Below are 19,628 nucleotides of genomic sequence, written 5' to 3'. Positions count from 1 at the left end.
AACGATCAGCTGTTAATCACGAAATTGTCCGACGGGTCGCCAGGAGTCCGCCGATGCCCGGGATCCAGGCCAGCAGCTTCGCGGTGCGGTCGGCCGCGGGATTCCACGCGGTCAGGATCAGGACCATCAGGTACGCGCACCCGTGCACCGGACCGCACAGCGCGGCGACCGGCCGCACGTGCACGGTGGCCAGGTTGACCAGCAGAATCACCAGGGAGAGCAGTTCGACGGCGGCGGCGAGGCGCAACGGGCGGTTCATCGCGTCACGCACCGTGTGCGGGGGCGGCTCATCGCGTCACGCACCTGTCGTCGAGCCCGGGCGGATGATCATCAGGACGACGACCACGGCCCAGAGCAGGTTGAAGACGCCGGTGAGCATGCCGAGGCGAGCCGGCGGGAACGGCGTCCCGGCGATGATCCGCTGCTGGGCCGGGAGGATCGCGAGGCCCAGCAGCGCCGCGGCCAGCCCGGTCAGCACGATCGAGACGATCAGCCAGATGTCGCCGAGCACGCCGAGGCTGCTCGCGGTGGCCAGGCCGAACACCGGGACGGCGACGCCGAGCAGGGCGTACACCCGGCAGATCCGGTGCAGCAACGGAAGCGAGCCACGATCGTCGCGGCGGGTCACGGCCGGGAACATGCTGGCCGCCACGGTCACCGGGCCGATCGCGACGATGGCGGCCAGAACGTGCAGGCTGAGCAGGAACTTTGTCACGTCACGGGACGGTAGTCAGCCGATGTCCGGTGCGGAACTGGCTGGATTGCCCGCCTCCGACGAGATCTGGCCAGTCCACGCGCTAGGGTCTCGGCATGCACATCGTCGCGGTGCTCGCACTCGACCAGGTCATCCCTTTCGACCTGGCCACACCCATCGAGGTGTTCAGCCGGGTGCGCCTTCCCGACGAGGAAAATCCCTATGAGGTACGGGTGTGCGGGCCGGCCGAGACGGTGGACGCGGGCGCCTTCACGATCGGGGTCCGGTGGGGGCTGTCGACGCTGCTCGACGCGGACACGATCATCCTGCCCGGCTGCGCCGATCCGGCCATGATCGTGCCACCGGACGTGCTCGACCACCTCCGGAAGGCCGCCGCGGGCGGGACGCGGATCGCCTCCATCTGCGCCGGAACGTTCATCTTCGCGGCGACCGGCCTGCTCGACGGACTGCGGGCCACCACCCACTGGATCGCGGCACCGGTGCTGGCCGCCCGCTACCCGGAGATCACCGTCGACGCAGACGTGCTGTACGTCGACAACGGCCAGTTCCTGACCTCGGCCGGCGCCGCCGCCGGGCTCGACCTGTGTCTGCATCTGATCAGGCGGGACCACGGCTCGGCGGTGGCCGCCGACGCCGCCCGGCTGTCGGTGATGCCACTGGAACGCGAGGGCGGGCAGGCCCAGTTCATCGTGCCCGACGCCCCACCCACCCCCCGCGGTTCGGAGTTGGAGCCGCTGCTCAGATGGATGCAGGAGAACACCGACGTCGACGTGACGCTCGGGGATCTGGCCGCTCGGGGCGGGATGAGCGTGCGCACCCTCAACCGCCGGTTCCGGGAGCAGACCGGGACCACACCGCTGCAATGGCTGCTGCGCGCCCGGATCCGCCGGGCCCAGCACCTGCTCGAAGCCGGCGACCAGCCGGTCGAGGTGATCGCCGGGCGGGTGGGGTTCGGTTCGCCGACCGCTTTCCGGGACCGCTTCAAACGGATCGTCGGCACCAGCCCACAGAGCTATCGCGCCACATTCCGGCGCCGCTGACCGCTACGGATCATTTTCTGTCGGCGTCAGCCGAACCCTTGCTGCCCGCTAGTGCCGCTCCGCCCCGCCGTCGGCACCGCCGTCCGCGCCGACCGGGTTGGCGCCGCCGTCGGCCAGGCCCTCGCCGTGCGGCTTCTCTCGTTCCGCACCCCCGTCGGCGCCGCCGTCCCGGCCCAGCGGATTCGCACCACCGTCGGCCGGCCCCTCACCGTCCGTGCCGGCCGGGTCGGAGCTGATGATCTCCTGATTCTCAAGTCCCATGTTTTTGGTCATACCCGGAGGAGTCGGACTCAATCATTGACCACATAGTCAAATGATCTTTATATTGGCGGCCATGGTGAAACCCATGCGGGAACCCACGTTCTGGATCCTGACCGCGCTCGCCGCCGAACCCCGGCACGGGTACGGCGTGCTCCAGGAGGTCACGCGGCTCACCGACGGCCAGGTGAAGCTGCTGGCCGGCACCCTGTACGCCGCCCTCGACCGTCTCACCGCCGAAGGCCTGGTCGACGTCGACCGCGACGAGGTCGTCGACGGCCGCACCCGCCGCTACTACCGCCTGAGCGGCGGCGGCGCGATCGCCCTGGACGCGGAAGCCAAGCGCCTGCGCCTCAGCGCCGAAACCGCCCAGCAACAGTTGGCCAGCGCCCGCCCCGAACTCGGTCTGGCCTTCGGTGCCATCAGAAGGTCCCTCAGACACCCCCGACCGGGCCCGACCCCCGGACACGTCGGGCTGGGCCCGGCATGAGCACCGACAACAACACGAACCCTGCCAACGGCGAGAACCCCTCCAACAGCACCGACGCCACCCAGGACACCGACCCGGCCGGCGCCCGAGTCCCCGAGCACGCCCAAAACACGAACACCAGCCAGAGCACAGCACACACGCCAGGCCCGAGCGACAGCCACACCGCAGAGCTCACGACGGACACCTCCGACCACCGGTCCCCCAGCACAGCCGGCACGCCCGACAGTCACGCCGCAGCGCCCACGGCAGGCAAGGCCGATCGCGACGCCGCAGCACTCACGGTTGACAGCCATGTCGCAGAGGAAACGACGAACGGCAGCACCGCAGGGGGCCGGGCGGACAACGCCGGAGCCGCCACGGACAGTCCGGGCACGGCGACGGCCGAAGGCGGCCGGCTGGCGCGACGTTATCGGAGGATGCTGCGGGTCTACCCCGCCGGGCGGCGACGGGAGGAACTGCTCGACACCCTCCTGGAGATGGCACCGCCGAGCCGGTCGTGGCCGACCGCCCGGGAGACCACCGACCTGATCCGACGTGGCCTTCGAGCCCGTCTCGGCCGACCCGCAAGCCGCGGCGTAGTCGTCATGGCCGTGATGGTCGCCCTCATCACCGGAGGCACCGCGGCCGCTTTCGCGGTGCGCGGCGCGTGGGAGGCCGTCCCCGACTACCCCACCGGCACCAGACTCGCCGAGATCACCGACACGATCTTCCCCGGGGAAGCGGTCGACGGATCCCGCACCGCCGGCGGCCTGTTCTTCGACGTCCGCGAACCGTCGACCCTCGACGTGATCCGAAAGGGCCACGACGAGGACTTCGGCTACGCCCAGTACCAGTTCGGCCCGTCCGACCAGTACCTCAAGGGCGACTATCACGCGTGGATGACGGACACGACCCGGCGCCTGACCGAGGCCGGCTGGACCGTGCACGACGTGACACCGACCGGCGGGACCGTGATCGCCACCGGTGAACTCGACGAATCCGGTCGCTACCTCACGGCCGAACGCGACGCGCTCTCCCTGGAGATCTACGCCGAAACCGACGTCGTCGGCACTCGCGCCGGGAGCTTCTACGCCACCGCCGACCTCACCCGCGAGCCGCGCTGGTACGTCGCCGGTGCCGGCGCCCTCGCCTGGCTCGTCGGCGGTCTGATCGGCTGGTTCCTCACCGGCTGGGCGAGTCGCCGTACCGAGCAGGCGAGCGCCTCGATCCGCACGCTCACCGCCTGTGCGGCGAGTGCCGCCCTGTTCTTCCTGCTCCCGCTGGCCATTGTCGGTCTCCTCGGTTTCGTCGACGAGTTCTGGATTCCGCAGTCGCCGGATTCCGCGCCGTTCTGGTCGCTGGGTGTCACCTGGTTCTACGGCTGCGCCCAGCTGGGCGTGCTTCTCAGCCTGGTCGCCCTGGTCCTCGCCGCTTTCGCGCGGCCCCACCACGATCCGCTGGCCGACGAGATCACGGCGGCCACCAAAAAGATCAAGAACCAGTCCCCGGTACGCGAGTAGACCGTCCCCCGTGTCGCCGGCGACGTCGTGACCAGCAGGTCGGCGTCGCCGGCCGTAGCCTCGCCGAGCACCCGCCCGGTCGGGTCGGTGACGGTCAACCGGCCGAACGCGGCGGCCCGGACCACGGTCGTCCCGCTCTCGATGCCGCGGACCAGCGCCATCCGGCTGTGCAACCAGCCGTCGTCACGGAAGTCGAGCGCGGGCACGAGCAGCATGGTCGCTCCCTCCGCCCGGTAGCGCCGGACGAGCCCGGGAAAGTCCAGATCCTTGCAGATCGCGACGCCGAGCCGCCCGTCGATGATCAGGTCGTCGTGTCCCGGGGTGAGCCAGTCCTCGACCCCGGGGATCAGGTGCTGCTTCGCGTAGGTCGTCGTCACGCCGGTGGGCTCCACGACCACGGCGACGTTGTGCTGATGCAGGACCGCTCCGACGACCACCCGGACCCCGACCGGCCGGAACGCCGCGACCATCTGCGGCAGCGTCACGTCGGTCAGCCCGAACACCTTCTCCGGCAGCACGATGACCCGTGCACCACGACCGGCCAGGCCCGTCGCTCGCGCCGCATACCGTTCGAGCAGCTCACGCCCTGCCGGCTGGTCGACCGGCATGCCGTCCTCGGGTTGCTCCAGCGCCACCAGTCCGACCCGATCGCCGGACCGGTCCTGCTCACCGGGCGGGCGGGCCAGCCATGCGACCGACCAGCTCACGGTGATCACCACGAGCACGAGCAGACTGGCAACGGCCGGTAGCGGGGATCTTCGGAGAGCGGCGAGAGCGATCGGCACCGCGACCAATAGATACGTCACGCCCCAGACGCCGGTGAGAGCGGCCAGCTGAATCACCGGACGCACGTCGGCCTGGGTGTAGGCCAGACTCCACCAGGCGCCGTTCGGCAGCAGGCGGGAGACCGCATACTCCCCCAGGACCCACAGCGCCGGGACGATCAGGACCGCGGTGACCGTGCGCCCGTGAAGAAGCAGGGCCCGGGCGAGCAGGACTGTGCCCGCGGCCAGCGCCGCGCCGAGCGCCACCACCCCGCCGACCAGGACGGACGGCAGCTGCAGGGTCTCGTGGTAGTAGCCGATCACGTTCAGCTGGCCGGCCAGCCAGGCTCCCACGGTGGCGGCGAGCGCCGCTCGCGGACGCACGCCCGGCGCGATAAGAAGGAGAGGAATCGGCGCGAGCCAGGTGAGCCCGGCGTTCGGGTGCAGCCCCGTCCCGGCGAACCACAGCGCTCCGCTCATGACGGCGGCCAAGAGTGTCCACATGCGGCAAAGCCTGCCGCCGGCACCGGGCCGGGCGGATCGCCGTACGGGATGGGATCGATCTGGTCCTCTGGAGGGAGGCGCGGCAGCGCCGGATCGATCGATACTGCCGGGGTGAATCGCATCGTCAATCCGATCATCGCCGCCGCGGCGGTTGCGGCCACCGTGCTGCCCGCGTCGGCCGGCGGCCCGCGTGCCTGGTGGGTGCTGCCGCTGGCGCTGGCGTCGTCGGTGCCGGTGCTGTGGCGCGAGCGGGCGCTGCTGCCGGTCGGCCTGATCGTGGGCACGGCGACGACCGTTTCCGCGTCGCTCGGGGCGCCCCCGCTGCTGCCGGTCGGCCCGCTTGTCTGTCTCTACACGTTCGCGGCGCGCGCCGCGCTGCCGACCCGTCTGCTCGGCATCGCGGTGACCGCGGCCGGCCTGCTCGTGTCCGTGCTCTATCCCCGGCCTGACCTGGAGGTTCTGCGTTATCTGACGGTCGCCTACATCTTCGCGTACGCGTTGGGCACCGGCACCCGTGCGCGCCGCAACCAGGCCTCGGCGCTCGCCGAGCGGGAGCGGCGGGTCGCCGGGGAACGGGAGGCGGCCGTCCTGCGTGAGCGCACCCGGATCTCGCGCGACCTGCACGACATCGTCACCCATGCGCTGGGCATCATGATCGTGCAGGCCGAGGCGGGGCCGTTGCTGGTCCGCAGCGACCCGGCACGGGCGGATGCCGCGTTCGAGGCCATCGCCGCGACCGGGCGGGACGCGGTCGTCCAGCTGCGGCGCGCCGTCGGGGGTCTTCGTCCGCCGCCCGATGACCCCCTTGAACAACCCGGCCTGGTGCAGCTGCCCGCGCTGGTCAAGCGGGTCCGCACGACCGGCCTCGACGCCTCGCTGGAGATGGCCGAGATGGCGGTGGCGGTGCCGGCCGATGTCGGCGTCGCGCTGTACCGGATCGTGCAGGAGGCGCTGACCAACGTGGTCCGGCACGCGGCGGCGCGATCGGTGCGGGTTCTCGTCGATTGCACGGGCGAGGCACTGACCGTGTCCGTGATCGACGACGGCCGGGGAGCCGCGGTGGCCGGCCCGCCCGGCTTCGGCATCGTGGGCATGGGCGAGCGCGCCCAGGCCTGCGGCGGCACCTTCCACGCCGGGCCGGCGCCGGGTGGGGGCTTCGAGGTCAACGCGTCCCTGCCGCTTCCGATCGCGGCCATGGCGTTCTTCTCGCTCCCGGCGGGAGACTGATGATGCGCGTGGTGATCGCTGACGATCAGGAGCTGTTCCGGGCCGGGTTCGCCACGATCCTCCGGGCGGAACCGGACATCGAGGTCGTCGCCGAGGCCGCCGACGGCGCGGCCGCTGTGCAGGCGGCTACCGAGCTCCAGCCGGATGTGGTGCTGATGGACATGCGCATGCCGGTTCTCGACGGCGTCGAGGCGACCCGTCAGGTCTGTGCGAGAACGGACAGCCGGGTGCTCGCGCTGACCATGTTCGACCCGGACGAGTATTTGTATGCCGTGCTCCGGGCCGGGGCCAGCGGCTTCCTGCTCAAGGACGTCCCGCGGGCCGAGCTGGTGCACGCGGTGCGGGTGGTGGCGGCCGGTGATGCCCTGCTTGCTCCGGCGGTCACCACCCGCGTCATCGGCGAGCTGCATCGTCGCGGCCATCCCGACCACACCCTGGCCAGGGCCGTCGCGGCGCTGACCCCGCGCGAGACCGATGTGCTCCGCCTGATCGCCGGCGGCCTGACCAACGCCGAGATCGCCGCTCATCACCAGCTCAGCGAGCACACGATCAAGACTCACGTCGGCAATCTGTTCATCAAGCTCGACCTGCGCGACCGGGCCCAGGCGGTGATGGTCGCGTACGAGTCGGGCCTGGTGGTGCCGGGTTCCTGACCATGATCACCACGACATTTCGGAGGTCGGCATGAAACGACGGGACTTCACGCTAACCGCCCTCTCCTCGCTGACCGCGTTCGCGCTGCCGCCGCATCGGCCGCGAGCCGGCCGAGCGGACGTCGCCGCCGTCAGAGAGGCGGTGAGCCGCTTCAGCCGGGCCGACGAACGGTTCGGTGGCGGGCATGCCCGGGCCGGGGTCGAGCGGTATCTCGGCTCGGTGGTCGCCGGTCACCTGCGCGGCGGCTTCGCCCGCGACGCCGATCGGCGGGCCATGACCAGCGCCGCGGCCGAGCTGAGATATCTGGCAGGCTGGAAGGCCTTCGACGCCGGCGAACACGCGGCCGCCCGGCGGCACTACGACCGGGCATTACGGCTCGCCGAGGAAGCCGACGACCGCGCGCTGGCGGGGTTCGTCCTCCGCGCGATGGCGCATCAGGCTGTCGACCTGGGGCATGGACGGACCGCACTGGACTTGGCCTCGGCCGCGCAGGACCGGTCGCGGGGTCACGCGACGCGGCCGCGGCGGCACTCTTCGCCGTAGTGACGGCCCGAGGGTATGCGGCGACCGGTGATCGTGCACGTGCGACGGCGGCGATCCACGACGCCGAGGCGCGGCTGGCCAGATCGAGACCTGCTGACGAGCCGGAATGGATCCGGACGAGCGGCTTCACCGAAACGTCATTGGCCAGTCAGGCGGGCCAGGCGCTGCGGGATCTCGGCGATCTCGCCGGGGCGGAGGCGCAGTTCCGCACCTCGATCGCCACTCGTGACGGGGAGGCGTTCCGGCGCATCCATGCGCTGACCTACGCCAATCTCGCCGGTGTCCAGTGTTCCCGCGGGCGCCTGGCCAAGGCGGTGGCCGGCTGGAATCTCGCGCTGGACACCCTGCCGGGCGTTACTTCCGGACGGGCGCGGTCGGCGGTCGTCGCCATCCGGCATCGTTTGCGGGGGCTCGGGACGCGCCTTCCGGCGTACGCGCAGGATCTTGACCGTCGGGCCGGCCTCTACCTCGGTGCGCCCGCATGACGGCCGTCCGGCCGCTCGGTCCAGGCAGCGGTGACTTCGACGTTGCGTTCCCAGCGCCGCACGCCTGGGCGCAGCGGGGTCAGCATCGAGCGGCATCTGATGACCATGGCGGCCTGGCGGGCCGGCCATCGGGGGCGTTCGCCGTAACCGGTGAACAGCGCGTCCAGGTCGTCGACGGCATCCGGGTGGTGCATGCGGATGATCCATTCGCACCAGGCGAGGTCCTCGATCGGGTCGCCCGGGTGGGCCCATTCCCAGTCCAGGACCGCGGTCGTGGTGACGGTGACCGGGTCGAACAGCATGTTGTTGGGGCCGTAGTCGCCGTGTACGAGTACGCGCCGCGGATGGTCGCCGCTTCCGGGAAAGGAGTTCACGGACTGCAGCAGTCGTAGCATCCGGCCGCACTCGTGGAGCACGGCCGCGGCGTGACCGGCCTGGATCAGGTCCTGGCCGTGAACACCGGGGACGTGGGCCGTCAACAGGACAACACTGTCCGGCGGGCCGGAGAGGGCGGTGCCGGATGCGTCAGGGGGAAGGGGCAACCCGGCAGGGAGAGGCGAACCAGCGGGAAGGGCGGTGATCAGAGCGGGAACCGGTACTGGGCCGTCGGCCAGGCATGACAGGTAGAGGCGTTCCGTGGCACGGGCTGCTTCAGCGCGGGAGCCCTGATATCGCTTGACCACAACAGAGCCGTCGCTACGGGTGTCATGCGAGTAACCGTGCGGAAGAACCTCCATCACCGGATCATCGCAGCACGCAAACCGATACCGCACGGTTGGACAACGCGCTGCGCGCGAGGCGCGAGGCGCGAGGCGCGAGGCGCGAGGCGCGAGGCGCGAGGCAGGGTCATGCGGGAGGGCTGTGCGCGACGCGGCGGCGCGGCGGCGCGGTTGTAAAGCACAGGTGCGCACCGATGCGCGCGCCGGGAAGCCGGGCGCGGAGGTTGCGAGGGCGGGGCGACGGGCGTGGGAAGAGGAGCCGCGGGCGGGACTCCCACGGCCGTACGCGCAAGGAATTGGCCTGGAGTCCCGCCTGGCCGGCGGCTACTCCTCGGCCTGGTAGTCCTCGACCTTCTCGACCGGCCAGCCGATGAACTCGGCGATCTCCTCCGGGTCGGCGTCATCCGACAGGACCCAGTCCTCGACCGCGTTCGCGAGGCCGTCCGGCAGGCCCGGCGTCGACACGTACTCCAGGTCCTCGTCCTCGAGGATCCGGTCGTGGTGGATGAACTTGTTGTCGGGGTCGAGCTCGCCGGCGGCGGCCTCGTACTCGTCGAGGCCGCCGTCGCCGGCGGCCAGGATCTCGTTGGTGCGCCAGTCGATGATGTCCCAGCCGTCCTGGCCGATCTGACCGCCGGTGATGATCCGGTGGCCTTCCGCTTCGAGTTCTTCGATGCGGCGCCGGATCTGGGTGACGCCGGCGTAGTTGGCCTCGAGCACGTTCATGACGTGCTCCTTGAGAAGGTCGCTCACGGGCGTGGAGCATATTGCCCTTTTGGTCTCGGCGGGCGACCGCCCCGCTCACGGATCAGTCTTTGCGGGCGACTGCCCCGTACGCGTCGATGAACTCGCCGTCGGCCCGCCATTGTGTGATGGGCACGAGTCCGGGCGTGATCAGGCTCAATCCGTCAAAACAGCTCGCCAATTCGTCCGGACTGCGCAGTATGTACGGCACCCCGCCACTCTCCGCGAGCCGTTGAGCACCGGCCACCACCGATGGTGTGGTGTTCGTCCCGTCCCACAGCACGAGGTGGCTGCCGGGCACGGCCGACCCGAACGTGTGAGTCACGATCGAGCGCACTTCGTCCAGTGACGCCTCGTAGCCGAGCACTCCCATGAACATCACGGCGACGGGCTGGGAGAAGTCGAGGATCTTGCCGGCCGACGCGAGGATCAGCGCCGGATCGTGGTAGTCGGCGTGCACGTAGGTGCCGGGCTGCGCGGTCACCATCGGATCGTTGTCGACGTAGACGACCTTCACCGCGGGGTCGATGCCGGCGGCCACCTCGTGCGTGTTCTGCATGGTCGGCAGCCCGGTCCCGATGTCGAGGAACTGTTTGATCCCGGCCTCGGCGGCCAGGTAGCGCACGACCCGGATGAGGAATTGCCGCGATTCGCGGGCCATCACCACGATTTCCGGGTACACCTGCGCGACCGCGTCGCCGGCCGCCCGATCGGCGGGGAAGTTGTCGGCCCCGCCCATCCAGTAGTTCCAGATCCGCGCCGCGTGCGGCACGTCCGTCCGGATCTCAGTCATAGAGGGAATCCTATAAACGAACGGTGTAGGCGCGAAGGAACGCGCGGACCCCTTCGACGACCAGTGCGCGAACCCGCTCGTCGGCGGTCGGGATCACGGTCGACCCGTGCCGGTTGAGCACGACCCCGAACGTCAGCGCGATCAGATGGTCCGCCGCGAGCCGCGGGTCGGGCGCGTCGAGCAGCCCGGCCCGGTCGAGTTCGCCGATCCGCACGGCCACCGCGTCCTCGGGCGCGTCCTTGAACGGCGCCTCGTTGAGGTGCCCTTCCCCGCCGAGCAGTTTGAGCAGTGACGTGTAGTCGGCCGATCCGAGCATGTCGGTGACGATCCGCAGCGAGAACCCGACGAACGCCTCTTCCAGTTCGCCGGCCGAGGCGACCCGGGCCAGGGTGGCGTCGAGGGTCCGTTGCACGGTGCCGACGAGCGTGTCGGAGATGTCGTTGACGACGGCCTGCAGCAGCGTGCCCTTGTCCCCGAAGTAGTCGTAGACGGTCCGTTTGGACACTCCGGCCCGGGCGGACACGACGTCCACGCTGGTCCGGTCGAAGCCGTCGCTGAGGAACAGGTCACGGGCGGCCGAGAGGATGGCGGCCCGCTTGGCCGCCGACCCTTCTCGCAGCGTCTTGGCAGTTGGCACACGCCAACCTTATCGCAACTACACTGCACGGTGTAGTGTCGTCGCCATGAAGGCACTCATCTCCGGCGCCAGCATCGCCGGCCCCGCTCTCGCCTACTGGCTGCACCGCTACGGCTGGGACGTCACCGTCGTCGAGAAGGCCGCCGCCGTCCGCGCCGGCGGCTACCCGATCGACGTCCGTGGCACCGCCCTCGACGTCCTGGACCGGATGGGCGTGCTCCCCCAGGTTCGCGCCGCGCACATCGACACGCGACGACTCACGTTCATGACCCCCGACGGCCGGACCGCCGGACGGATCAGCGCCGAGCAGCTCACCGGCGGCGTCGAGGGCCGCGACCTGGAGCTGCCGCGCGGCCGGCTCACCACGATCCTGTTCGACGCGATCCGCGACGACGTCAACTGGATCTTCAACAATTCGATCGCGGCCATCGACGATCACGGCGACGGCGTCACGGTCACCTTCACCAACCGAACCGGCGAGGGCGACACCACCGAATTCGACCTGGTCATCGGCGCCGACGGCCTGCACTCCAACACCCGCCGGCTGGTCTTCGGCCCGGAGGAGCAGTTCAACCGCTACCTCGGCTACTGCTTCGCCGGCTTCACCATCCCCAACGACCTCGGCCTCGCCCACGAGGGCCTGACCTGGTCGGCCCCGGGCCGGATGGCCGCGATCTACGCCCCCGGCTGCACCGACACCCTGCACGGTTTCCTGATGACCAGCCGCCCGCAGCCCCCGCTGGCCGAGCTCGGCGACGTCGAGGCGCAGCGCGCGCTGATGGCCGGCGTCTTCGGCGGCGACGGCTGGCTCATCCCGAAACTGCTCGACGGCATGCGCGCCGCCGACGACGTCTTCTTCGACGTCACCAGCCAGATCCACATGCCGGTCTGGTCCCGCGGCCGGGTCGTGCTGGCCGGCGACGCCGCACACGCGCCGTCGTTCTTCTCCGGCCAGGGCACCAGCATCGCCCTGGTCGGGGCCTACATGCTGGCCACCGAGTTGGCGACCGCGACCGACCCCACCGCGGCTTTCGCCGCCTACGAGCAGAAGACCCGCGATTTCGTACGGATGAATCAGGCTCTCGCCGGCAGCGGCGGAACCACCCTGGCCCCGGCCACGAACCGGGCGCTGTGGATCCGCAACAACGTGCTCCTCAAGCTGGCCCCGCTGCTCGCCCCGACCGGGCTGCTCGGCCGCGCCGGCCGGAAAGCGGCCACCGGCATCACCCTGCCGCCGGTGAAATCGATGGACGTGCCGGCACCGCTGTAGCAGGCTGCCGCGCGTGGTCACGAAACTGCACGACGACGAAGTGGACATCGACGCCTCCCTGGTCACCCGCCTGCTGGCCGACCAGTTCCCGAGGTGGGCCGGCCGGCCGGTCCGCGTCGTCGCCGAGTCGGGCACCGACAACGTGACCTTCCGCGTCGGCGACGACCTGGCCGTCCGCCTCCCGCGCACGCCCGGCACGCAGGGCCAGGTCGAGAAGGACATGACCTGGCTGCCCCGCCTGGCGCCCGCGCTCCCCCTAGCCGTTCCGCAACCCCTGGAGATCGGCGCGCCGAGCGAGGAGTTCCCGTTCACCTGGGGCGTCTACCGCTGGCTGGAGGGCACCCCGTTCCGCCTGGACCAGCTCGACGACCCGGCCGAGGCGGCCCGTGACCTGGCCGATTTCGTTCACCACCTGCAGGCCGTCGACACCACCGGCGCACCGACCCCGCCGGACGACCCGTTCAGTCGCGGCACCCCACTCGCTCCGCGAGACAACCTATTCCGTACGGCGGTGGACCAGCTCCGCGACGAGTTCGACACCGCACTCGTCCTCGACGCGTGGGAGGCGTCGCTCGCCGCCGGCCCATGGAACGGCCCGCCGCGGTGGATCCACGGCGACCTGATGCCCGGCAACGTCCTGATCAGCGGCGGACGCCTCAGCGCGGTGATCGACTTCGGCACCGCGCGGGCGGCCGACCCGGCCGGCGACCTGCTGGCCGCCTGGTACCTGTTCAGCGGCGACTCCCGCCGCGCCTTCCGCGAGGCCCTGGGCCTGGACGATCACGCCTGGGCCCGCGCCCGCGGCTGGACCCTGTCCCTGACGATGATCGCCCTGCCCTACTACCGGACCCGCAACCCGGCCGCCGTCCGCAACTCCGCCACCCTCATCGCCGACCTGCTGTCCGATTTCGCCACCGAACCGTAAGCAACCGAGCCGTAAGCAACCGAACCGCGAGCAACCGAACCGAGGCGGATCGGCCGCACCGGGTCGGCGAGGCGAGGCGGGAAAGCAATCGGCGAGGCGAGGCGAGGCGAGGCGAGAAAGCAAGCGAAGCCCGAGAGCGCAGCCTCAGCCGATCGCGACCTCGTTCGACCGGGACTCGATCGCATCGAGCCTCGCCAGCGTCGCCGCGTCGAACGCGATGTCCGCGACGGCAAGGTTCGCCTCGAGATGAGCCGGATCCGCGGTACCCGGGATCAGCAGCACGTTCGGCGCGTGATGCAGCAGCCAGGCCAGCCCCACCTGCGAAGCCGTCACACCCAGCTCCGCCGCCACCTCCTGCACGGTCGCGTCATCGGTGACTTTGGGCAGCCCCGGGAACGCCCCGCCGAGCGGGAAGAACGGCACCCACGCGATCCCCTCGTCCCGGCAGAGGTCCAGCATCGCCTCGTCGTCGCGGGAGGCGAGACCGTACGCGTTCTGCACGCACACGATCCCGGCCGGCAGTGCCCGCCGCAGCCCGTCGAGGGTCACGCTGGACAGCCCGATCGCGCCGATCTTCCCCTCGTCCCGCAGCGCGGTCATGACCGCCATCTGGTCGTCCAGGGCCACCACCTGGTCCGCTTGGGGCCGCAGCCCGGGACCGGTGTCGAGCCGTCGCAGGTTCACCACGGCCAGCTGCTCCACGCCGAGGCTGCGCAGGTTGTCCTCCACGCTGGCCCGCAGCTGCTCGGGGCGTTGCGCGACCCGCAGCGGCAGCCGCCCGCCCGGGTCGGGGTCGGCCCCGACCTTGGTCACGACCAGCACGCCGTCCTCGGCCCGCAGCGCCTCCTGGATCACCGAGTTGGCGAACCCGAACCCGTAGAACTCGGCCGTGTCGACATGGTCGACGCCCAGCTCGATCGCCCTCCGCAGCAGCGCGACCGCGTCCTCCCGCCGGTCGGCCAGCCGGTGCAGCTGGGCCGCGCCGTACCCGATCCGGTTCACCGAGTTGATCATTTGGTCTCCTCCGAAGCGACGTGACGTGAATCGACGTGGCGCTGAGCGTCGTGCCCTTGGGCGTCGTGCCCTTGGACGTCGTGCCCTTGGACGTCGTGCCCTTGGACGTCGTGCCCTTGGGCGTCGTGCCCTTGGGCGTCGTGCCCTTGGGCGTCGTGCCCTTGGGCGTCGTGGCCTTGGGCGTCGTGAAGCTGAGCGTCGTGAAGCAGTGCGAGGTGAAGCAGCTGAGCCTGGTACCGGTCCGACACCTGCGCGGCGATCCCGGTGGCGCGTTCGGGGGCGGTGGCCGGATCGTGGTGTTCGACCTTGACGAGCCAGGCGGTGACGCACCCGGCGATCAGGGCGCGCATCCGCTCGATCATGTCGACGACGATGGCCCGGATCACCGGATCGGTGGTCGCCTCCCCCCAGAGCTGCACGGCGACCCGCGCGGCGGCCGGATCCTTGGCCGCGACCAGGCGAGCGAGCAGTTCCTCGGGATCCGGTGGGGTGTCGCTGTCCGCATACTCCCCGAGCACCGCAGCCCGCTCGGCCAGCACCTCGCGCGCGGAGGCCTGGACGAGCTCGGCCTTGTTCCGGTAGTGCGCGTAGATCGATCCGGCCGACAGCCCCGATTCGGCGGTGATGTCGGCGATCGACGTCCGTTCGAGCCCGTTGCGCCCGAAGCACCGCACGGCCGCCTCGGTGATCTGCGTCCGCCGCAGTTCCTTGCGCGCGTCGGTCAACCGCGGCATGGCCACCCCCACAAAAAGAATCATTGTTCTGCTTGCCGAAGCCTACAACCAGAACAGCGATTCTCTTTACGAATGTGGGATGGCGCTCACCCAGCGACCCCAGGCCCGCAACCCCAGGGCACCGGCTGGAGTCCTCACGCCACGGCTCGGCGACAAGGCGGAGCGGCGGGGCAGGCGGTCAAGGCGCGGGCCGAACGTGTGACGGCCAGGAAGGCGGAGTGACAGGGCGCGGGCGGAAGGCAGGACGCGGCGGTCAGGAAACGGGGACGGCCACGACCGGGCTACGGCGATCCCAGGCGGCGGTCACCAGGGTCGCGGTGAGGATGAAGAGAGCCGCCGCCCACAGCAGCCGGATCTCCGAGTGCGTCGCCGGCACGGCCAGTCCGACCGCGGCCGCGAGGGCGCCGGCCACCCCGGCCACGACCAGGCCGAGCAGCCAGTGGCGGGCGGAGGTCGCGCGCCCGGGAACGGGCAGACGCCCGTACACCTGGAATAGCGCCGCAGCCGTAGCCGCCCCGATGACCAGGAGCCCGGCGGCGGCCGCGAAGAGGGCCGAGCCGAAGCCCAGCTCGTAGCGGATGGCCAGCGCGGGCACCAGGAACAACGCCAGCCACCAGGACAGTCCGCCGGTCAGTGTGTCGAACCCGGCCCCGGCCGGGGCGACCTCGTCCCGGCCGCGCAGCCGGCGAGCGGCGACCCGCGACGCGGCCAGCACGATCCCGGCGACGATCGCCCCCGGAACATGTTGACCGACTTTGCCCATGCTGTAGAGCAGCACGCTGTCGTAGAGCGCCAGGATCAGGTACCCGAGCGCGGCGGTCGACGCCGCGAACGCCAGCAGCTCCAGAGCGTCCCGCGGAGCACCCGCACCCGAGGGCCGCAGCCGGCGCAGGGCGAGCACGGTCAGCACCCCCGAGATCGCCCGAAGAACAAGATCTTCTTTCGCGTACGTCGTATGCATGGCCCACTCGATCAGCCCGAAAGTGATCGTGTACGAGGCGCTCATCAGCGCCAGCACAGCTGACCCGGTGAGCCGCCGGGCCAGGCTCGGGTCGAGCCAGTTCACGATCGTCAGGTACGCGAGCATGCCGAGCGGCAGCTCGAACAGCGACGGCACCCGAAGCGCGCACACGGCCAGCAGCGACGGCGCCGGCCAGTGATCGGCCAGCCACGTCATCCCCGGACCGTCGGCCAACTTGAACCAGCCCGAGGGAACATATCCGCCTATATACGACATATCGCCGCGATGGACCCGGATCGCATACACGGTGAACAGCACCTGATTGACCCAGAGCACCGCAACCACCGCGGCAAGCCACCACCCGGGCCGGCCAGAGCGGACGCCCGGCTCGCCGAAGCGGGGGCCGGGGTAAGCAGACCGGAGGCCGGGGTCGGCAGAGCGGACGCCCGGCTCGCCGAAGCGCCCGCCCGACAGCGCCCCGGACGACCGAACCGCCCGCCACGTGACCGGCAGCCCCACCAGCACCGATCCGGCCACGGTCGCGTGCAGGGCCAACGCCGTACCCGTCAATGATCTTCCTTTGCCTTGGAGTGCCCGGGCCGAAACGACCACCCGGGCACTTTAGTGGATCTTCTAGGCGACGGATTTCGGGGCGATCGGCGCCACCGCATTCCCCGGCGTGGCCGGTTCGGAGCGCATGCCGCCGCGCAGCGTCTCCAGCATGGTCATGCCCTGGGCGGCCAGCGACGCGACGACGCTGTTGAGGCCTTCGGCCCCGTCCAGGACGGTGACGTTGGCCCCCCGCAGGCCCTCGGCGGCGGCCCGCATCATCTCCGGCAGCTTGTCGATGATCGCCTGGTCGAGGGCGATCCGGTCCTGCGCGGCGGCCGCCTCGGCGGACAGTTTGGTCGCGTCGGCGTCGGCGCGGGCCAGGGCGCGGATGCGCTCGGCCTCGGCCTCGGCCGGCCGGACCACCTCGGCGATCAGCTGGGCCTGGCGCAGTTCGGCGTTGCGCTGGGCGACCAGGGCCTGTTCGGCGATGACCTCCTGGGCGGCGCGGGCCGCGGCGAGCGGGCCGGCCTGGGCCGCGGTCTGCTGAGCCTGATCGATCTCGGCCTGGTACTGGGCTTTGGCGATGGCGGTCTGCCGTGCGTACTCGGCCTGGTGGCGCACGCTCTCCTGCTGGGCCATGGCGCTCTCGCGGTCGGCGGCGGCCTGCGCGACGTTGGCGTCCTGGTTGACCCGGGCCTGATGCGGGGCCGCGAGGGCCTTGATGTAGCCGACGCCCTTGTCGTCGATGCTGCTGATCTGCAGCGAGTCGACGGCCAGACCGATCCGCGCCATCTCGGTCTTGCTGGCGTCGACGATCGCGTCGGCCAGGGTCTGCTGCTCGCGGATGATCGACTCGACCGTCATGCTGCCGATGATGCTGCGCAGGTGGCCGGAGAAGATCCGGCCGACCAGCGTGGGCATCTGGCCCTGGTCGCCCTGGAATCGGCGGGCGGCCGCGGCGATCGACTCGTGGTCGTCGCCGACCTTGAACGCGATCACCGCCTGGACCGAGAGCGTCAGGCCCTGCTTGGTGTAGCAGTCCTCGAAGACCTCGGCCTCCTGCATGGCCAGGGTGAGCCTGGTCGCCTTGGAGAAGATGGGGGCGACGAACACACCGTGCCCCGTGACGATCTTGAACGGCAACGCGTCCGCACCCCGCTGCTTGCGACCGCTGATGAGCAGCGCTTCGTTGGGGGCGGGCACCCGATAACCGAACATGTTCCTACAGCCCTTCTTCGATGGGCCATGGCTCGACGTCGATCTGGCGCGATCCACGGTTGTTGATGACGAGCACGTCGGCCCCGGCCCGGACCGGCCCGGCGGCGAACGCGAGGTAGTAGTGCGCGATGCCGGCGACCAGCAGCCGCACCTCTCCCGCGCGCTCGCCGCCGCGGATCGGGATGATCACCGTTCCGATCCGGCCGACCAGCGTCTCACTCGTCACGCCTGCATTGTGCTCCCGCCACACGAACCCCGGCTGCCCCGGTCACGCAAGCCGCCGGAAAGCCTGGTGCAGCCGGTTCCGGCCCGGCCCCTGGATTACCAGAATCGGACATTACCGGGCTCGATCTCGGTGCCGTCGAAGATCGAGAAGACCGCTTTTCGCGTACGTCGTCAGCATGCCGCCCGTGGAGTCCGGCACCCCCGGTCAGGCCGTCGGTTCGGTGTGGAGCACGACGCTGCTCAGGGCCTCGTCCCACACCCGGTCGTCGTACGGCGCCATGATCTTGATCTCGACGGCCAGGACGAACCGATGGCTGCCCGGCCAGCCGTAGGCGTATCGCCAGCGGACACCGGCCGGGCACCGCCACTCCCCCTGGACACCGGTCAGACCCAGCCGTTCGAGGGTGAACGTGCTGGTCCCGGCCGCGGTGCAGCCGGACGGGCCGAAGTACTGGCGCAGGTACTCGGGGCTGAACCGGCCCTGCTTGACGGCGCGCGCCGACGCGCCCAGGAACAGGCCGGGGACGGCGGCGTCGCCGAACCAGTCGGACACGTTGGGCGAGGTGTTCAGGCCCGGGCCGACGTTGACGTGGCGGTAGAACGGGCCCTGCGGCGGGTGCCAGCCGTTGCCCCAGTGCTGGCTCCACTCGGCCGGGACACGTACGGAGAGGGCCCTGGTGTCGTCGAAGACCTCCTCGTAACGGATCGTGGGGACGGGTGCCGGGGCCGCCGCCGGGGTCCGGTCCTGGTGGAGGACGGCGAGCAGCCCGGCGGTGAGCAGCACGATCAGGAGCGCGCCCAGGGCCGGGAGCTTCCAGCGGGCCGGCCGGTCGGTGGTGACCGCGCCGGTGAGGCCGTCGAGCCATTCCGCGGCCGACGCCGGGCGACCGGCCGGGACCGGGTCGAGTCCGGAAAGGATCACCTTGCGGACGGCCGGGCTCATCGACGGCCGCCCGTCGAGCAGGCCGGCCGAGGGTGGGCGGCCGACGAGCATCCGGGCCAGCAGGGCGCTGCACGCGTAGACGTCGGCCCGCTGGTCGACCGCGGCCGACGCGTCGGACTGTTCGGGTGCCATGTAGCCGGGTGTGCCGGCCGGCAGGCTCAGGCCGGTGGCCCGCATGCTCAGGTCCTTGGCCAGCCCGAAGTCGCCGAGCACGAGGCGTTCGTCGGCGCGGAGAAGCGGATCCGCGTCCGTTTTCCCGGCCGGTTCCGCCCCCGACGGTTCCGAGAAGATCAGCAGGTTGCCGGGTTTGACGTCGCGGTGCACCACGCCGGCCTCGTGCACCCGCCGCAGGGCCAGGGCCACCTCCCGGGCCACCGCGAACGCCGCCCCGGCGGACACCGGGCGGCCGGCGGCGAGACGATCCTCCAGGGTGCCGCGGTCGGCGTAGGGCATCACGAAGTACGGCGTCCCGTCCGGCATCTGCCCGATGTCGTGCACGCCGACCAGGCGCGGGCCGCCGATGCGGCGCAGCAGCCGGGCCTCGTTGAGGAAGCGCTCGCGGATGTCCGCGTCGAGCACCCACCGGCCGGCCAGCACCTTGATCGCGACCGGTGATTCGAGATCGTCGTCGACGGCCAGGAACACGTCGGCGAAGGCGCCGCGGCCGAGGCGGCGCATGATCCGATAGCGACCGATGAATTCGATCAACACCAC

General features: G+C 70.9%; 21 protein-coding genes and 1 pseudogene. 8 read left to right on the top strand and 14 right to left on the bottom strand.

Annotated elements, in window-relative coordinates:
- Positions 1–16: 16 nt before the first annotated feature.
- Complete coding sequence (locus tag ACSHV8_RS15285; RefSeq protein ID WP_436533517.1) at positions 17–259, bottom strand: DUF3817 domain-containing protein; 243 nt, start codon at positions 257–259, stop codon at positions 17–19.
- A 36-nt stretch (positions 260–295) separates the two neighbouring features.
- Positions 296–715, bottom strand: coding sequence for a hypothetical protein (locus tag ACSHV8_RS15280; RefSeq protein WP_436533515.1), 420 nt, complete (start codon positions 713–715; stop codon positions 296–298).
- A gap of 95 nt (positions 716–810) precedes the next feature.
- On the opposite strand from ACSHV8_RS15280, the gene ACSHV8_RS15275 reads away from it, so the two are divergent.
- Positions 811–1,755 carry a GlxA family transcriptional regulator gene (locus tag ACSHV8_RS15275; RefSeq protein ID WP_436533513.1) on the top strand — a complete coding sequence of 315 codons (945 nt, stop codon included), beginning with the start codon at positions 811–813 and terminating at the stop codon, positions 1,753–1,755.
- Positions 1,756–1,812: 57 nt separating this feature from the next.
- Here the strand turns inward: ACSHV8_RS15275 and ACSHV8_RS15270 are convergent.
- Positions 1,813–2,016 (bottom strand): annotated as a pseudogene (locus ACSHV8_RS15270) (hypothetical protein); the annotation flags it as partial.
- A 73-nt stretch (positions 2,017–2,089) separates the two neighbouring features.
- Here ACSHV8_RS15270 and ACSHV8_RS15265 point away from each other — a divergent pair.
- Positions 2,090–2,503: a PadR family transcriptional regulator gene (locus ACSHV8_RS15265; protein WP_436533511.1), complete on the top strand. Its 414-nt coding sequence runs from the start codon at positions 2,090–2,092 to the stop codon at positions 2,501–2,503.
- 1,354 nt (positions 2,504–3,857) lie between these two features.
- Here the strand turns inward: ACSHV8_RS15265 and ACSHV8_RS15260 are convergent.
- A complete protein-coding gene (locus ACSHV8_RS15260) occupies positions 3,858–5,270 on the bottom strand; it encodes a nitrilase-related carbon-nitrogen hydrolase (RefSeq protein ID WP_436533509.1) in 1,413 nt (470 codons plus the stop codon).
- Positions 5,271–5,381: 111 nt separating this feature from the next.
- On the opposite strand from ACSHV8_RS15260, the gene ACSHV8_RS15255 reads away from it, so the two are divergent.
- Genes ACSHV8_RS15255 through ACSHV8_RS15240 form a run of 4 tightly spaced genes read left to right on the top strand, consistent with a single transcriptional unit; the run spans position 5,382 to position 8,179 of the window.
- Positions 5,382–6,497 (top strand): sensor histidine kinase, encoded by a 1,116-nt coding sequence (locus ACSHV8_RS15255; protein WP_436533507.1) that lies wholly within the window; start codon positions 5,382–5,384, stop codon positions 6,495–6,497.
- Positions 6,497–7,150 (top strand): response regulator, encoded by a 654-nt coding sequence (locus tag ACSHV8_RS15250; RefSeq protein ID WP_436533505.1) that lies wholly within the window; start codon positions 6,497–6,499, stop codon positions 7,148–7,150. Before ACSHV8_RS15255 ends, ACSHV8_RS15250 begins: the two co-directional genes overlap by 1 nt.
- A gap of 31 nt (positions 7,151–7,181) precedes the next feature.
- Positions 7,182–7,694: a hypothetical protein gene (locus ACSHV8_RS15245; protein WP_436533503.1), complete on the top strand. Its 513-nt coding sequence runs from the start codon at positions 7,182–7,184 to the stop codon at positions 7,692–7,694.
- Positions 7,694–8,179 carry a hypothetical protein gene (locus ACSHV8_RS15240; protein WP_436533502.1) on the top strand — a complete coding sequence of 162 codons (486 nt, stop codon included), beginning with the start codon at positions 7,694–7,696 and terminating at the stop codon, positions 8,177–8,179. Before ACSHV8_RS15245 ends, ACSHV8_RS15240 begins: the two co-directional genes overlap by 1 nt.
- Here the strand turns inward: ACSHV8_RS15240 and ACSHV8_RS15235 are convergent.
- From ACSHV8_RS15235 to ACSHV8_RS15220, 4 genes are all read right to left on the bottom strand, one after another.
- The gene (locus ACSHV8_RS15235; RefSeq protein WP_436533500.1) at positions 8,158–8,658 is read right to left on the bottom strand and encodes a phosphotransferase family protein; all 501 of its coding nucleotides are present in this window, start codon (positions 8,656–8,658) and stop codon (positions 8,158–8,160) included. The genes ACSHV8_RS15240 and ACSHV8_RS15235 overlap by 22 nt on opposite strands.
- 564 nt (positions 8,659–9,222) lie before the next feature.
- Complete coding sequence (locus ACSHV8_RS15230) at positions 9,223–9,651, bottom strand: hypothetical protein (RefSeq protein WP_436533498.1); 429 nt, start codon at positions 9,649–9,651, stop codon at positions 9,223–9,225.
- A gap of 55 nt (positions 9,652–9,706) precedes the next feature.
- Positions 9,707–10,435 carry an SAM-dependent methyltransferase gene (locus tag ACSHV8_RS15225; protein WP_436533496.1) on the bottom strand — a complete coding sequence of 243 codons (729 nt, stop codon included), beginning with the start codon at positions 10,433–10,435 and terminating at the stop codon, positions 9,707–9,709.
- Between the two features lie 10 nt (positions 10,436–10,445).
- Positions 10,446–11,072 carry a TetR/AcrR family transcriptional regulator gene (locus tag ACSHV8_RS15220; RefSeq protein WP_436533494.1) on the bottom strand — a complete coding sequence of 209 codons (627 nt, stop codon included), beginning with the start codon at positions 11,070–11,072 and terminating at the stop codon, positions 10,446–10,448.
- Positions 11,073–11,118: 46 nt separating this feature from the next.
- Between ACSHV8_RS15220 and ACSHV8_RS15215 the strand changes: the two genes are divergently transcribed.
- Positions 11,119–12,342, top strand: a complete 1,224-nt coding sequence (locus ACSHV8_RS15215) for an FAD-dependent monooxygenase (RefSeq protein WP_436533492.1) — start codon at positions 11,119–11,121, stop codon at positions 12,340–12,342.
- A 13-nt stretch (positions 12,343–12,355) separates the two neighbouring features.
- Positions 12,356–13,267: an aminoglycoside phosphotransferase family protein gene (locus ACSHV8_RS15210; RefSeq protein WP_436533490.1), complete on the top strand. Its 912-nt coding sequence runs from the start codon at positions 12,356–12,358 to the stop codon at positions 13,265–13,267.
- Between the two features lie 144 nt (positions 13,268–13,411).
- Here the strand turns inward: ACSHV8_RS15210 and ACSHV8_RS15205 are convergent, their stop codons facing one another.
- The 6 genes from ACSHV8_RS15205 to ACSHV8_RS15180 form a co-directional block, all read right to left on the bottom strand.
- Positions 13,412–14,281 carry an aldo/keto reductase gene (locus tag ACSHV8_RS15205; protein WP_436533488.1) on the bottom strand — a complete coding sequence of 290 codons (870 nt, stop codon included), beginning with the start codon at positions 14,279–14,281 and terminating at the stop codon, positions 13,412–13,414.
- Positions 14,278–15,039 carry a TetR/AcrR family transcriptional regulator gene (locus ACSHV8_RS15200; RefSeq protein WP_436533486.1) on the bottom strand — a complete coding sequence of 254 codons (762 nt, stop codon included), beginning with the start codon at positions 15,037–15,039 and terminating at the stop codon, positions 14,278–14,280. Before ACSHV8_RS15200 ends, ACSHV8_RS15205 begins: the two co-directional genes overlap by 4 nt.
- 229 nt (positions 15,040–15,268) lie before the next feature.
- Positions 15,269–16,192, bottom strand: coding sequence for a hypothetical protein (locus tag ACSHV8_RS15195; RefSeq protein ID WP_436533485.1), 924 nt, complete (start codon positions 16,190–16,192; stop codon positions 15,269–15,271).
- A gap of 417 nt (positions 16,193–16,609) precedes the next feature.
- Positions 16,610–17,731 carry an SPFH domain-containing protein gene (locus tag ACSHV8_RS15190; RefSeq protein WP_436533484.1) on the bottom strand — a complete coding sequence of 374 codons (1,122 nt, stop codon included), beginning with the start codon at positions 17,729–17,731 and terminating at the stop codon, positions 16,610–16,612.
- 19 nt (positions 17,732–17,750) lie between these two features.
- Positions 17,751–17,972 carry a hypothetical protein gene (locus tag ACSHV8_RS15185; protein ID WP_436533482.1) on the bottom strand — a complete coding sequence of 74 codons (222 nt, stop codon included), beginning with the start codon at positions 17,970–17,972 and terminating at the stop codon, positions 17,751–17,753.
- Between the two features lie 204 nt (positions 17,973–18,176).
- The gene (locus ACSHV8_RS15180) at positions 18,177–19,622 is read right to left on the bottom strand and encodes a serine/threonine-protein kinase (protein ID WP_436533480.1); all 1,446 of its coding nucleotides are present in this window, start codon (positions 19,620–19,622) and stop codon (positions 18,177–18,179) included.
- Between the last annotated feature and the right edge of the window lie 6 nt (positions 19,623–19,628).

The organism is Actinoplanes sp. HUAS TT8 (genome assembly GCF_051380535.1).
In the GTDB taxonomy this organism is placed as follows: Bacteria; Actinomycetota; Actinomycetes; order Mycobacteriales; family Micromonosporaceae; genus Actinoplanes.
Note: the sequence above shows the minus strand (reverse complement) of the source record. Positions and strands in the feature narration are given on the sequence as shown.